This window comes from Chitinophaga sp. 180180018-3 (genome assembly GCF_037893185.1).
GTDB lineage: Bacteria > Bacteroidota > Bacteroidia > Chitinophagales > Chitinophagaceae > Chitinophaga.
In genome coordinates, this window is the sequence record NZ_CP140772.1 from 570,669 (window position 1) to 584,512 (window position 13,844).

Consider the following 13,844-nt stretch of genomic DNA (forward strand, 5'->3'; position numbering starts at 1 on the left):
GTTAAATTGTGATTTTGAAATACCGGGAATAATAACCCTCGCTGCTGATAGTTCTGGTGGCGAAAACTGCATCATCTATGTACAGGGTGGCAGTAGTACCTCCTGCAGGAGAATTGCCTTCAAACATAATGGTATAAGTACCCGGGCTGGCAAGTTCATATTCAATACAACCGGAGGCAGCAACTTTTTCAATACCATAATTGGAGGGTACTACGTTTACGTAGGCATGTCCTTTCCCACCACGGAACTCGAGGCATAAGGTTACTTTTTTCATAGAGTGTGTTTATTTAGGGTGTTCGAGCTTACAGAAGGTTAATATACATTTTAAAAACTGACGACGATAGCTACTGGTTTTCTACAGTGAATTTACGGAAAAAATTGATTGTGTTTCGTTTTTGACACATTTAATAAATAATACAGATAAAGATATAGCATTACGAGCCAGGAATAGCCAGAAGCTGGCCACTATCTGACAAAGATCATTATTTGTAAGAATCAGGATCATATTTCCCGGGAGAGCTATTGTCTAACTTTGAGTCAATAAATGGAAAATATATTGATGTGATCATGATCAGCATAAATCCTGACCATGATCATGTATAGGTTTATTTTGCTGTGTTAAATTGACCCGGAAATGTCAAAACTAATAACGAAGATGACGGATGATCTGAAAAAACTGTTGATCCAAAATGAAGATTGGAAACTTGTTTTGAAAGAAATGGAAGAGCGGAATATTTATTTTAAAACCAGGTTGGCTGATGTGCTGGCTTCGCGTTTACGGCGGGAGGAATTGGACACACTGGAGGCATTTCATAACAGGTTCCTGAAACAGGATGAACAGATTGGTCTTTTAAGGCATGAAGTCAATGAGTTACGAACAATGATAGGGGACGCAGATTCTGCGTCCCAGGTAAAAGTAATAAGCAATATGCAACGTGGCATAGCAGGGCGTATCACACTTACCTGGGATATATTTGACAGGTTGAATTCAGATTTCAGTAACTATCTTGATGGCAGATTTCCTAATGCTTAGCCCAGCATGTTAGTCAGTTTCTTTTCATCGAGGATAATTACCTGGCTTCCCCTTATCTCAATGAGATTTTCGTCTCTGAAGTCGCCTAATGTGCGAATGAGCGATTCGGTTGCTGTGCCGGCAATAGAAGCGAGATTTTCCCTGCTCACGCCGATTGTAAAGGGAGGTTCTTTCCCTTCGTTGTATTTTTTATGAAGATTGATAATAGCTTCCGCTACTTTTTTCCTGAGTGAATTATAGGCAAGTCCAAGCAATTGCTGTTCCTTCGTTGTAATATTTTTTGCCAGCATACGTATTAGCTGAATGGCCACTTCATGATTATTGTTGATCAACTCTTCAAAATCGCTTAGCGGGATAACCGCTATTTCGCTGTCTTCAAGAGTGGTGGTACTTTCTTTATACGGACTGTTTTCCAATAAAGCGGTGTATCCAAAGAAATCGCCTTCGCTATAGAGATCTATGACGAGTTCTTTGCCAAAGTCGTTACTCTTATAAGCTTTCACTTTACCTTTCTGAACATAATAAAGACGGGTAGGGCGGTTACCTTCGAGGTAAATGGTTTGTTTCTTTTTGTACTTATCGATGTTCCTTCCGTCAGCCAGGTTTTTCAGCGTTTCTCTGCCTGTAGCCTCGTACATCAGTTTGTTCAGTCCCTGCAGGTTAGGCGAGAATTCCTGTTCACGGATGGCAGCCTTCTTTAATCTGCTCGCCACGGCATCCCACAACTCGGTGCTGGTAAATGGTTTCGTGATATAGTCATCTGCTCCCATACCCATACCTTTTCTTATATCCGCCCGTTCTGTTTTGGCAGTGAGGAAAATAAACGGGGTGTTTTTTACATTTTCAAGCTGATGCATCAGGTGCAATACACCAAATCCGTCGAGCTCGGGCATCATGATATCGCATACAACCAGGTCTGGTTTCTGTTTGAGGATTGTTTCAATACCTGTTTTGCCATTCTCGGCGGTGATAACCTCGTAGCCGGCTATCGACAGGATATCGGCTGTGTTCTCACGTAATTCATCATTGTCTTCGATGAGAAGAATCGTTTTCATGATCAGGGCTTTTTGTTTTCCTGAGGGAATGTGATATTAAAAGTGGTGCCTTCACCCAGTTTGCTTTCACAGGAGATACTCCCAAGCATTAACTCGGTGTATTTTTGAACAATATGCAGTCCCAGTCCGGTACCTTGTATGTTACTTACATTAGTGCCGCGGTAAAATCTTTCAAAAAGATGTTGCTGATCTTCCTGCGACATACCGATGCCATTATCTTTAATGGTAAAAAGAAATTCGCCGTTGGCGGTAGCTGTGTGTAAAGTGATATGACTGTCTGCTTTAGAAAATTTAATGGCATTTCCCAGCAGGTTCATAACTATATGTTTCAGGAGGGAGGCATCTAACGACACAATAAGATCACCGTCATGTTTGTACTCGACTGTCTGGCCTTCTTTGACCATGCCCTGCATTTCCTGTATAATAGTATTAAAATGTTCCTCTACACCAAATTCCGAATAGCGGACCTGTATCTTACCTTCCTCTATTTTTCCTACGGAAAGAAAATCATTTAAAGTGTCAGTAAGAAGGCTGACAGAATTTACGATCCGCTGGATATGCTTGTTGCGTATAGGCTGATCCTGGTCTTCGCCGTAGTGCTTCACCAGGAATGCAGAAGAGAGTATAGTACTGAGCGGCGTTCTGAATTCATGGGAGGCCATAGATACGAAGCGCGACTTCAGATCGCCCAGTTCTTTTTCCCGGCCAAGTGCAACGGTCAGTTCTTCTTTGGAGTGTTCCAGGTCAGCCAGCGCCTGACGGAGCTGCTGTGTTCTTTCCTCCACCATGTTTTCCAGTTCGCTGTTGAGTTGGGCAATCTTTTCTTCGGCTTTCTTTCTTTCAGTGATATTGTTGATATAGGCAATAACAAAATTACCTTCCTCATTTGAATAATGGCTAAGACTGATTTCCACAGGGAATTCTGCTCCGTTTTTATCAATAGCAAAAAGGTCCAGACCTATACCCATAGGCCTGCTTTGAGGATGAGCGTTGTAATGTTCGCGATGTTTTAAATGGCGTTGATGAACCCGTTGAGGAATCAGTATCTCTATTTTTTTGCCGACCAGTTCTTCCCGCTTATACCCAAATTGTTCCAGCGCAAAACTGTTGATCATAGTGATCTCTCCCTGTTGATTGGTAACCAGGATTCCTATGCTGGCATAGTCGAACAGCGCGCCGAAGCGTTGTAACTCCTCTTGCAGCTGTTGCCGGTAGTTGCGTGTCGAAACGACATCTGTAATACGGAAAAAACAATATTTTTTTTGTTGATGCTTCAGTAGTATTTCTTCATAAATGCCGGTGAAAACCTCATTCCTGATATTTTTCCACTTACCTTCCTGGGGAGGTTTTCCTATACCGTCCTTTACACTATTGCCGGTTCCAAGTCCATTCTGTGTTATCAACAGTTCAAGAGCAGCGTAATCATCCGTTCCCAGCAGGGATATTCCGGTTTCATTGATATACATCAGTTGATCCTGGCCAAGTTCTTTTACTGCAACCAGTCCGGGTATCCGTTCCATGATTGCAGCAAATATGCTGAGCTGGAAGTTTATGTCTAAGTCGTTAACGGAAATGCTCATAGGTCGTTTTTATTGTGGAGCTGATTCTCCCAGCAGGGCAATCGGCCTGAGTTCTTTATGCTGCATCAGCCTGTATTTGGTTACCACAAACTGTTGCAGATGTTCCAATGCCTCTGTTACCGAATCAGTAAGCAATATATACTTCATGATGTCCGGTTCCAGCATGTAACTGTCAATCATCTTATGAAACAGCGGCATTAATGGCTCCCAGTACCCTTTGCTCATCAGAACGATCGGAAAGTTAAGAATTTTATGCGTCTGAATCAAAGTTAATGCCTCAGAAAATTCGTCCAGCGTGCCTATCCCGCCTGGCATGATAACAAATCCGTAGGAATATTTAAACATCAGCACCTTCCTGACAAAAAGATAGTGGCAGTCGAAATGCCGGTCCATCCACTGATTCGGTTGTTGCTCTGCCGGGAGCTGTATATTACAACCAACAGACTTGCCGTTAGCTTCCCGTGCGCCCCGGTTGGCCGCTTCCATGATACCCGGTCCGCCTCCTGTCATTACGGAAAAGCCAATACCGGCTATGCCCGCCCCCATCTGACGGGCCATCTCGTAGTATTCGGATTCCGGTTTTACCCTGGCAGAGCCAAAAATAGCGATACAGGGCCCTGCAAAATGGAATACCCGGAATCCCCGGATAAATTCGGTGAGCATTCTTAAGGTAAATTTCAGTTCCTTCAACCTTGAGCCTGGCCCCTCTAGGAAATGCTTTTCTTCTTCCTGTAAGACCAGTTTTTTTACGTTCTCCGATTTGCCCGGGGAAGTGTATAACGGTTCCATGACTAATAATTTGCATTGTCAATTTCCACCCGTTTTCCCGTCTGGGTTATGACCTGGATCATAATAATATCTGATGTTACTCATTTTTCTACGAAAGACAGCGTGCTATTATTGTAAAAGAAAAAAGTAGTGCTATGAAAATATATATAAGCGAAGAAGCTGTTGTGGCGGATATACAAGATAAATTCCACGAACTTTACCCTTACCTGAAACTGGAGTTTTTCCGCGAACCTCACGCCGATAGAAAATGTTCTCCCCAGGAGAACGCTGTGCCGGCAGATACGCCCATTGAAAAAATCAGGATACAGCATAGCTTCGGATGGCTGGATGTTGGCAACTATCGTACTGCGCTTGCCATTGAACATGATTTTCGCCATTTATTCGGGTTAAGTGTTCAGATATTGAGAAGATCCGGCGATTTGTGGCTGGAGGTGACAGGAACCAGCGATTGGACGCTTGAAAAGTTGAATGCGGCCGGTAAACCGGATAATCCGGAGGTATTCAGTTTACCTGATGAAGCAGATTCAGAATAATATTACAAATAGATTTAAATGCATGAAGCCTGGCTATTATAGCCAGGCTTCATGCCTGAAGGATGCCCCGCAATGTGATGATAAAATTGCTTGTTTCATATCATGACATTTAAAATTAGTAATGTGTGATGAAAACAGGATACGCAAGCGTCTTAATTAAAAGGTCTGCATAACTATGCCTGAACAACCGGGACAAGGTACTACGCCCATATGCTCCCATTACAACCATAGCATGTTTCTTTTTGAGCAAATAATCAAAAAGCTGCTGCTCTGCGTCGCCCTTCAGGGTAATGATATCTGTATATTCAAAATGCCTGCTCAGCCATTTGCTAATTCTTTTTTTATCATCTATAGAGATTTCCTCTTTACCAATTTGTAATACTGTAGCCCTTGCATTATCGAATTCCGGAAGTATATAGGAGAACTGTTTCATAGCAAAGATGGAAGATGCACTACCGTCGTAACAGAAAATAACTTCATTCACCGGTGTAAACGCAGACGGCGCAATTACTACCGGGCACTGTGCAGATGCCAGCAATTCCTGCAGTAGGGTAGAGGGAGCGTCCTGTGCCACCGGAATATGGGATACGGTGGCGTCTGCAATAATAAGATCTGCAAATTTGCTCTCTTTGATCAATTGCTGGAGTGTAGGTTCTTCCAGGTATTTTGAAGTAGCATGAATGCCTTTTTTTTCGCAGGTTTCTTCGAACGTCCTGATATGACTCTTCAGATCTGATTGCTTTTCAGTATACTCAGGATAATCCTTGTTGGTAATGCTCTCTACATAGGGAAACCCCAGCATGGTTTTCATTTCCGGCTTGTCTGCATGCAGCTCTTTCTCAAAGAAGTAACCTGTAAGTTTTGAACGGGTAATGCCTGAGAGGTAACAGGCGAAGTTTATAGCATGTATAGTGGGATTGGAACCACCTGCCATGAGCAATATCTTTTCCATAGTTTTTTTTCTAAAGATAGAAATGTAAGCAGGGGATTGCCATGATTATCGTCAGCTGATATCATGATACTGGATAGCTGCAACGCTACTGACTAAGATCAGTTTTCAGGATGAGGGAAATCATTTTATATAGAAGCTTTCCTGAATAGTTTAGCAGGAAAAAGGAGGTAATTATGTTTCAGGCATTAACCAAACGAACAGCGTTATTTCCGTCTTCCGACGACTTTTTCAAACCCAACTACAACAGCTTTTCGAGGAGTTTCAATTTACCGGATGGGGTCAGGAAAGATAAGATAGAAGCTAAATATGAAGATGGTGTTCTTAAAGTGAAGTTGCCAAAAAGCGAAGAAGCTGTGAAGAACGGGAAAATCGTCCAGATCTCCGTTGATTGATCCAATCAAACTTTTTTCAACCCCGCCGGTATATCGGCAGGGTTGAAAAATGCAAAACTATTTTATGGAAAAGATATTGTATGTAACAGATGCTGTTAAACTGAACCGGGTAGCGCTTGAATTTGCGTGCTATCTCTGCAATCTGACACATTCAAAACTGACCGGCGTCTTTCTCGAAAATAAAGAACTTGAGCTCCGTTCAGGAGAATACATCAGAGAGATGGCAGAGATCCCGGAAGTGCCCGGCGCCGAACTGGCTGGTCAGAAGGAGCTTTACAGAGACGATAGTATCTGCCGGTTCCGGAATATCTGTGAGGTGAATGGTGTTAATAATATCACGCATACGATGCCGGGATTACCTTCTGTTGAAGTAATAAAGGAAAGCCGTTATGCTGATCTTATAGTGATAGATGCCTCCAGCTCCTTCTCATGGAAAACCGAAGCTATTCCGTCTTCTTTTGTAAGAAGTGTATTAAGGCAGGCAGAATGCCCGGTAGTATTGGCTCCCGAAAGTTTTGATGGCATAGATGAGATTGTATTTGCATACAATGGAAGCCGCGCTTCCATGTTTGCTATTAAACAATTCACTTACCTGTTTCCTCAATTCCGCGGGCACCGGGTAAAGTTGTTGAGTATTATAGAAGAAAGAAAAACAGTCAGAGGCGATGAAGAGAAATTAAAAGAATGGTTGGATTGCCATTATGAAAAGGTATCAGTTACTATATCTAAAGACGATAATATGAAGGCCGGCTTGTTGGAGAAGCTGTTCGGAAACGATAGCACTTTCATTGTCATGGGTGCTTTCGGCCGAAGCAGCCTGGCAGAGTTATTTATTCCTAATCCCGCCATCCCGGTAGTAAAGCTGGTAACACAACCGATTTTTATTTCACATTATTAAACACCAAATACTATGACAAGGATTATTGCTGCAATAGACCCGCTTAATTTTTCAGAAAGCCAGATTGCGGGGTTTAAGTATTTTGAAGGATTGGCAGATAGTGATTTATCTATTGTCTGCCTGGATAACCTGACAGCGGAAGTAGTTCCGCAATATGGCCGCACGGAAGCCTATGCTTATAGTGATGAGCGTATTATTGCTGAAACCCGTGCTGCCCTGGAATGGGAACGTAAAAAGAATATTGCCCGGGTGAAGGAAATATGTGGCAACGTTCATTTAAAAGCGGAGATACGGGAAGCCAGAGGATTCCCGGAATACGAAACCATCCTCGACAGCCGGTTTGCCGATTTGCTGCTTATCAGCAACGGTACCTCGTTTGCCGTACTGCAAGACAGTAACCCCACTGTTTTCGTGAAGGAAGTATTGGCGAAAGCGGAGTGCCCGGTTTTAGTAATGCCAGATGTGCTCGGAACAATCAGGGAGATTGTTTTTTCTTATAATGGAACTTTTTCTTCCATGTACGCCATTAAGCAATTTACGCAGCTTTTCCCCGGATTTTCGCACCTTCCCGTAGAGGTGGTATATGTAGCGGAGAAAGGCGAACCTGCAATACCCTGGAAAGATAAATTGAAAGAATATCTTGAGCAACACTACCAACATATCGAATATATAGTGTTGAACGGCGAACCTGCAACAGAATTTCTGGCACTGCTACACCGCCGGACAGATTGTGTAGTCACTTATGGTGCTTACGGAAGAAGTGCAGTGTCCCGTTTCTTTCACAGAAGCGATGCGGAAAGTGTACTGCGTACTACCAATATCCCCGTATTCATCACACATCCTTAAAAGGGTATCTTATGAAAGGTATTATCATTTTTAAAGGAAAGTATGGCGCTACCCATCAGTATGCTTCCTGGCTTAGCGCCATACTTAATATAAAGGCTCTTGTAGCTGGTACCGAAACAACAGAACAACTGAAAGAAGCAGATTATGTTATCCTCGGTACCAGCATATACATAGGAAAACTACAGCTGAAAAACTGGATAGAGAAACATCAGCTGTTGTTGCAGAAAAAGAAACTATACCTGTTCCTGGTATGTGGAACACCTGTGGATGAAACAGAAAAATTGCAGGGGTACATTACGGCAAACGTTCCTGCTGAGATCAGAATACGTTGTGACTGTTATTTCTATCCTGGTAAACTTGAATTTAAGAAACTATCTTTTATTGATAAGTTACTGCTAACCATTGGTGCCAAACTGGCCCGAAGCAGAGGAGAAGAAATTCATCTCGAAGATTATAACCATGTAAAAAGAGAAAATCTGGATGCTCTGGTTAATGCCGTGAACATCCAGATTAAAACAGCTGTTGCATCTTAACCTATTTTTGCTTACCCGTTATTGTATCTATTTTATTTCTTCTTATTTTGCTGATAACATCCCAGGGTTGCGCATTCAGAATATCTGATTTGCTGCAGCCCGCTTTTCTTGCAGTGGCGATGCCAAGGTGGATGAAATCAAAATGCGGTAATGTATAAGCATCAGCATCTATCGCCAGTTTTACTCCATGTTTAATGGCCTGGCGAGCCAGATCTGCACTCAGATCAAGACGATCAGGCCTGGAATTTATTTCCAATGCGGTACCCGTTGCTGCCGCTTTCCGGAATACAGCATCCCAGTCAACCGGATACCCGTTCTGTAAGCTGATGATCCGCCCTCCGGGATGCGCAATACAGTTTACAAAAGGATTTTCACAGGCGCTGATCAGCCGCTGCGTATTATCCCGGTTTAGACCGTCCTGTATCGTAGCAATAACCCAGTCTGCCTGTTGTAACAGCTCTCTGGGCTGATTAAGTTCCATGTTCTCCTGAATAATTGCTTCTACTCCTTTCTTTACAAAATTTAATCCCAGGATTTTGTTAATATTATCTATCTCTTCAAATTGCCTCAGATAATCCAGGTAGTTCATTTGGGCTTTATCTTTACCAGGAATGCTATGGTCTGTTATAACCATATATTGATAATGAGGAAAAGCATGGATAACATACCGGGCTATTTCTATAATACCGGCAGCGCCATCGCAATAGTTGCTGTGGATCTGCATATCGCCACGGATCTGGTTGAAACTGATGAGCGCCGGAAGCTGATGGGCCGCAGCCGATGCTACCACTTCTGCATTTCCCCTTAATTCCGGCTCTGGGTACGACAGGTGCAACAACCGGTATATCTCTTCTTCAGTAGTGCCTCCTATGTAGGTTCCATTATCGGAATTGGATAAACCAGCTTCGCCAAGATGATACCCGTTTTTCTCTGCCAGTTTCATCAATTGGTCGTTGTGAGCAACAGGACCTGTGTAATGTAGCATGGTAGCTCCGTATTGTTCTTTGTTTGTCAGACGTATATCGGCCTGAAGATGATTTTGTAATAACAAACAAATCCTGCTGTTGCCAACAGCTACTACATGGCTAACCTGGGGGAGGGCATTTATTTTACTGATAAGCTTTTTTTTGTTGTTGTTACTCACCTGTACGACCATGTCGATATCACCAATGGTATCATCCTTTCTCCGGAGACTACCGGCAAAAGAAACTTTTTCTGTTTCAGGAAACTGCTCTATGGCCTTGACTATTTCTGTACCAATAAGGGTGGCATCCCAGAGCGAAATTCTGCTGCCTGCTGTCTTGTGAAGTTTTAAAGCATGCTTTATATCTTCAATCTGTTCGTCTGTAAGACTTTTTACTTCCTTTAACCGTCCACTATTTATTGCCCTGGTAAGTGTTGCCAGGTCATTTATATTCAGTTCCTGGTGCAATGCATTGACAACAGAAGGGGTTATTCCCCTGATATCAAGTAGTGCAGCCAGGCCTACCGGAATTTTCGCTGTTGTATTTTCATGTGTTTTCATAAAAAGCAATTTTGAATTTCATAATACATTTATATCCATTCATTCACTTTTATCCGTTGGCAAAGTTGATGACTTTCTTCAAGTACAATAGACTTATGAATCCCATTGATACCAGCTTGAGCCATCCTGTCCGGATTTTCATTCAGTGTTTTACATAAAATGATTCCGTTGTTGAGTAGCTGGTACTTTTCGTGATAACTAAGTGTAGTGAGACAGGTAACAGGATAAAGACCTGACTGATCAATAACGTCTTTCAGACCTTTGCCTGCCGGAGAATCCCACGACATTGTTTTAAGCCCCATGCAATGCGCATATTGGGCTGCATCGGTGCTGAACCGGGTATTGGTAACGATCCATCCGCTGCATTGATAGGTTCCCTTTTCATTCCACTTCAATGCTATATCCTTAAATCTGGACTGCACGTAGAGGGGGATTTTCACATCACAATGTGTGCCTTGTAATTGGTGGTATTTACACTCTATTATATAGGCTGTTCTCTCTCTTGTCGCCAGAATATCTACTTCATGCCGCACACAATGACCATCCATAAGGCTATTGGTACTGGCTGTAAATCCTGTATGCCGGAACAACTCAGCAACGTACTGTTCAAATGGAAAGCCAGAAGGCCCGAGTTCAAAAATGGCCTGTTTCAGATGATATTTTCCGGCAACGGTGTATGAATGTTTTTTCAGTAATCGGGATACGATTTCGTAAATCGCGCTGGTGGACATACCTGGATACACTTCTTTGTACAGCTCATCCAATATCATTTCCACAGTTTCCGGAGCAGCACCGGATCTCAAAAGCGATTTCCTGACTTTACTGCTTGAGAATGGAGCTGTTTTGCCATCTGATTTAATGACATCGAGATGTGGTTGTCTGTTGGCCATATTTCAATAGTTTATTAATTGAAATTAGACTACCGGACCAGGGAGATAAATGATATCTGTTAGACGGGACTATGATAGTTGTCAGTTATCTGAATTGACCATAATCAGCATCAGAAATGAGCATGATCATTGATGGTGGTTCTATTGGGAACTATCTTAGTAACATACTAAATACCTGGTTATGAAGCCTGTTTCCAGAATGCCCGGGCAATTCGCCTGGTTGATAGGATTGCTGATAATAATAAATCTGCTTGTGCCGTTAGGTGCACCTTTTGTTCACCAGGTTTTACGGGTAAAGAAAGAGCGGTATTCACTGGGAATGGAGAGAAAAGATACCATTCCTGTTAAGCCAGCGGAGATTGTCAACCAGGGAGATGATAGTATGATGGCATATAGGAGCAAATACAGTCAATTAATACTTCACCTTGTACATAACAGCCCTTCGGAAAAATGGCCCGTAAAAGCAGGATATCCGGCGTCGGGGGCGCTACTGCCTTTTAACAGGATCGTCGCTTATTATGGTAACCTGTATTCCAGTCAAATGGGCATCCTCGGGGCGCTGCCTCCCGAAGATATGCTTGCGCAGCTACAGGTTACTGCTAAGGAATGGGCGGCGGCAGATTCATCCATTCCGGTTATACCTGCACTGCATTATATAGCAGTTACTGCCCAAAAACAACCCGGTAGAGACAGTAAATACAGACTCAGGATGCCGGATACGGAAATTGATAAAATATTACAGATGGCGGCCGGTATACATGCAGTAGTATTCCTGGATATACAGGTGGGTCATAGTACTTTACAGGAAGAACTTCCCCGGCTGGAAAAATACCTGAGCCGTCCGGATGTTTACCTGGGGATTGATCCTGAATACGCTATGAAAAACGGAGAAGTTCCCTGTACTGTCATCGGCACATTTGATGCAACGGATATTAACTACGCTTCATCCTGGCTCGCAGGAATTGTCCGGCATTATCATCTCTCCCCTAAAATACTGGTGGTACACCGGTTTACACAGGCAATGGTAACCAACTACAGGAATATAGAGTTGCGTCCTGAAGTACAGCTGGTAATGAATATGGATGGATTTGGAGGGGTGGCTAAAAAGAGAGATTCATACAGAAGCTGGATTGAAGGGCAACCGGTACAATTCACAGGATTTAAACTGTTCTTCAGAAATGATGTGGCTACGGGGGGGCATATGATGACTCCCGCTGAAGTATTGCAGTTATATCCGGAACCCATCTACATACAATATCAGTAACCATTGATAGTAAGTAGCATAATCTGAGTTATTATGATATAAATAATCGTTACATCAGGCATAACGCGCCACAAAAAGAGGTATCTCCAGTTCTTCAAGCAGTATGTCTGCCATTCCGGGATAGAACCAATGGGAAAGCCTGCTGCGGCTATGAGAGCCGGTGACCACCATCGCGCCTGGTTTTTCTTCTCTCAGGCGTTCCGGGATATCTGTAGGTGCAAGACCCTTTAGAACAGTAAAAGCAGCATGAGGATAATGACGCCTCATAAATTCCTTCATCAGTTTTCCGTCGGGCACGTGAAGTGAGCCTACAGGGCTTTTCACTGTTATCACTTCTATTGGTAAACTTTTGAAAGATGGAAGAACATATTCGAGCATTCTTATTGCATGTACGGATGCTGGAGAACCGTCATAAAGAATGATCACTTTATTGATCGGACGAAATACGGATGGAACCAGCATCATGGGGCATGCCGCTTTGGTCAGCAATTGTTGTATAAAAGGAGACGGAGATTTCTTTTCAATGCGGTTAAATGATTCGTGACTGTCGATGATTACCAGATCCGCAAATATGCTCTCATGTATAAGCGCATCAATAGCAATATCCTTATCTTCATGCAGGGAATAATTTACCTTAGCCTGCTGACATGCTGTTTCAAACCGCAGCGCGCCATCTGCCCTGGTTTTCCTGTCTTTCTCTGAAAATCTCCTTATTCTTTCATTAGAAACTTTAGCCTCATCAACCAACTCAGAAAGTTTATAACTTCTGTAGGTGATATCATTCAAAAATACACCCACGAGATGAGCACTTTCCTCTCTAACAATAGAAAGCGCGTATTCAACAGTGGAAGAGGAATACCTGAGACCATCGATGGTGGCAAGGATCTTTTTCATAAAATTTTGTTGAATTGATGATGAAATAGATGCAGCATAGGGGCGTCAGACAATTTTTTTACTTTGAATAACAGTATAATGCAGGATGCTATCTGCATTCCCATTGCCGGGATAATCAGCCCTTTACTGTCGCCAAAAGGAATCAATGCCAGGAAAATCGCTGCTGCAACAAGTCCCGCGCTCAATACCCATCCCCTGCCCGCAATCAATAAACCGGTTACCAGCTGGTAAAACGCCACAAATAATAACAACAGGGAAATACTATCGCGGAAAGCTCCATAGATAAACTGAACACCGTACACATAGAAACGTGAATAACTATTATCCCCAAATGAGCCGGGATGCCTGAGTACGGTAACCAGATTCACGATTCCTGCTGTAGTGAAAAGAAGAAAGATAGCCAGCCGCGCAATGCGTGGGTAAAAAATGGATGCTGCAAATACCAGCAGCCCAACTACGTTGGCTATCAGATAGGCATTGGAAGAAATACCGGTATCCATAATAAGCTATTTTATAAGGTTATTAAGATCTGTATACATGTTAAAATTAGTGATACGCAAAAGGCTGGATAATGACATCCGTCAATTTTTTCGCTGATCTGAATCATGATCATTACGGATGATCGGGAATCTGAAAAAACAGGCAATAATTATTCTAGCT

The 13,844-nt window shown here is 42.8% G+C and carries 16 protein-coding genes; 7 read left to right on the forward strand and 9 right to left on the reverse strand.

Going from position 1 to position 13,844, the window contains the following annotated elements:
- Window position 1: 1 nt before the first annotated feature.
- Window positions 2–274 carry a hypothetical protein gene (locus UNH61_RS02285; protein ID WP_326990490.1) on the reverse strand — a complete coding sequence of 91 codons (273 nt, stop codon included), beginning with the start codon at window positions 272–274 and terminating at the stop codon, window positions 2–4.
- Between the two features lie 360 nt (window positions 275–634).
- Between UNH61_RS02285 and UNH61_RS02290 the strand changes: the two genes are divergently transcribed.
- Window positions 635–1,033 carry a hypothetical protein gene (locus UNH61_RS02290; protein WP_326990491.1) on the forward strand — a complete coding sequence of 133 codons (399 nt, stop codon included), beginning with the start codon at window positions 635–637 and terminating at the stop codon, window positions 1,031–1,033.
- Here the strand turns inward: UNH61_RS02290 and UNH61_RS02295 are convergent.
- From UNH61_RS02295 to UNH61_RS02305, 3 genes are read right to left on the reverse strand one after another with little or no spacing between them, the layout of a single operon-like run.
- Window positions 1,030–2,088 (reverse strand): response regulator, encoded by a 1,059-nt coding sequence (locus tag UNH61_RS02295; RefSeq protein WP_326990492.1) that lies wholly within the window; start codon window positions 2,086–2,088, stop codon window positions 1,030–1,032. The genes UNH61_RS02290 and UNH61_RS02295 overlap by 4 nt on opposite strands.
- Before the next feature lie 2 nt (window positions 2,089–2,090).
- Complete coding sequence (locus tag UNH61_RS02300) at window positions 2,091–3,668, reverse strand: PAS domain-containing sensor histidine kinase (protein WP_326990493.1); 1,578 nt, start codon at window positions 3,666–3,668, stop codon at window positions 2,091–2,093.
- Between the two features lie 9 nt (window positions 3,669–3,677).
- Window positions 3,678–4,457 (reverse strand): TIGR00730 family Rossman fold protein, encoded by a 780-nt coding sequence (locus UNH61_RS02305; protein ID WP_326990494.1) that lies wholly within the window; start codon window positions 4,455–4,457, stop codon window positions 3,678–3,680.
- 134 nt (window positions 4,458–4,591) lie between these two features.
- On the opposite strand from UNH61_RS02305, the gene UNH61_RS02310 reads away from it, so the two are divergent.
- Window positions 4,592–4,990, forward strand: coding sequence for a hypothetical protein (locus UNH61_RS02310; RefSeq protein ID WP_326990495.1), 399 nt, complete (start codon window positions 4,592–4,594; stop codon window positions 4,988–4,990).
- A 115-nt stretch (window positions 4,991–5,105) separates the two neighbouring features.
- Here the strand turns inward: UNH61_RS02310 and UNH61_RS02315 are convergent, their stop codons facing one another.
- Window positions 5,106–5,942 carry a universal stress protein gene (locus UNH61_RS02315; protein WP_326990496.1) on the reverse strand — a complete coding sequence of 279 codons (837 nt, stop codon included), beginning with the start codon at window positions 5,940–5,942 and terminating at the stop codon, window positions 5,106–5,108.
- A gap of 173 nt (window positions 5,943–6,115) precedes the next feature.
- Here UNH61_RS02315 and UNH61_RS02320 point away from each other — a divergent pair, with 173 nt between their 5' ends.
- From UNH61_RS02320 to UNH61_RS02335, 4 genes are all read left to right on the forward strand, one after another.
- Entirely contained in the window at window positions 6,116–6,334 is a 219-nt protein-coding gene (locus UNH61_RS02320; RefSeq protein WP_326990497.1) for an Hsp20/alpha crystallin family protein, read from the forward strand.
- 64 nt (window positions 6,335–6,398) lie between these two features.
- Window positions 6,399–7,232 carry a universal stress protein gene (locus UNH61_RS02325; RefSeq protein ID WP_326990498.1) on the forward strand — a complete coding sequence of 278 codons (834 nt, stop codon included), beginning with the start codon at window positions 6,399–6,401 and terminating at the stop codon, window positions 7,230–7,232.
- Between the two features lie 12 nt (window positions 7,233–7,244).
- A complete protein-coding gene (locus UNH61_RS02330; RefSeq protein ID WP_326990499.1) occupies window positions 7,245–8,078 on the forward strand; it encodes a universal stress protein in 834 nt (277 codons plus the stop codon).
- 11 nt (window positions 8,079–8,089) lie between these two features.
- The gene (locus tag UNH61_RS02335; RefSeq protein ID WP_326990500.1) at window positions 8,090–8,611 is read left to right on the forward strand and encodes a flavodoxin domain-containing protein; all 522 of its coding nucleotides are present in this window, start codon (window positions 8,090–8,092) and stop codon (window positions 8,609–8,611) included.
- Between the two features lies 1 nt (window position 8,612).
- Here the strand turns inward: UNH61_RS02335 and UNH61_RS02340 are convergent, their stop codons facing one another.
- Together UNH61_RS02340 and UNH61_RS02345 are read right to left on the reverse strand one after the other, a co-directional pair.
- Window positions 8,613–10,136, reverse strand: a complete 1,524-nt coding sequence (locus UNH61_RS02340) for a DNA polymerase III (protein WP_326990501.1) — start codon at window positions 10,134–10,136, stop codon at window positions 8,613–8,615.
- A gap of 29 nt (window positions 10,137–10,165) precedes the next feature.
- Complete coding sequence (locus UNH61_RS02345; protein WP_326990502.1) at window positions 10,166–11,026, reverse strand: ATP cone domain-containing protein; 861 nt, start codon at window positions 11,024–11,026, stop codon at window positions 10,166–10,168.
- Window positions 11,027–11,207: 181 nt separating this feature from the next.
- Here UNH61_RS02345 and UNH61_RS02350 point away from each other — a divergent pair, with 181 nt between their 5' ends.
- Window positions 11,208–12,290 (forward strand): hypothetical protein, encoded by a 1,083-nt coding sequence (locus UNH61_RS02350; RefSeq protein WP_326990503.1) that lies wholly within the window; start codon window positions 11,208–11,210, stop codon window positions 12,288–12,290.
- A 54-nt stretch (window positions 12,291–12,344) separates the two neighbouring features.
- On the opposite strand, the gene UNH61_RS02355 is transcribed toward UNH61_RS02350, so the two are convergent.
- Entirely contained in the window at window positions 12,345–13,184 is an 840-nt protein-coding gene (locus tag UNH61_RS02355; protein WP_326990504.1) for a universal stress protein, read from the reverse strand.
- Window positions 13,181–13,684, reverse strand: coding sequence for a hypothetical protein (locus UNH61_RS02360; protein ID WP_326990505.1), 504 nt, complete (start codon window positions 13,682–13,684; stop codon window positions 13,181–13,183). Before UNH61_RS02360 ends, UNH61_RS02355 begins: the two co-directional genes overlap by 4 nt.
- Window positions 13,685–13,844 lie beyond the last annotated feature (160 nt).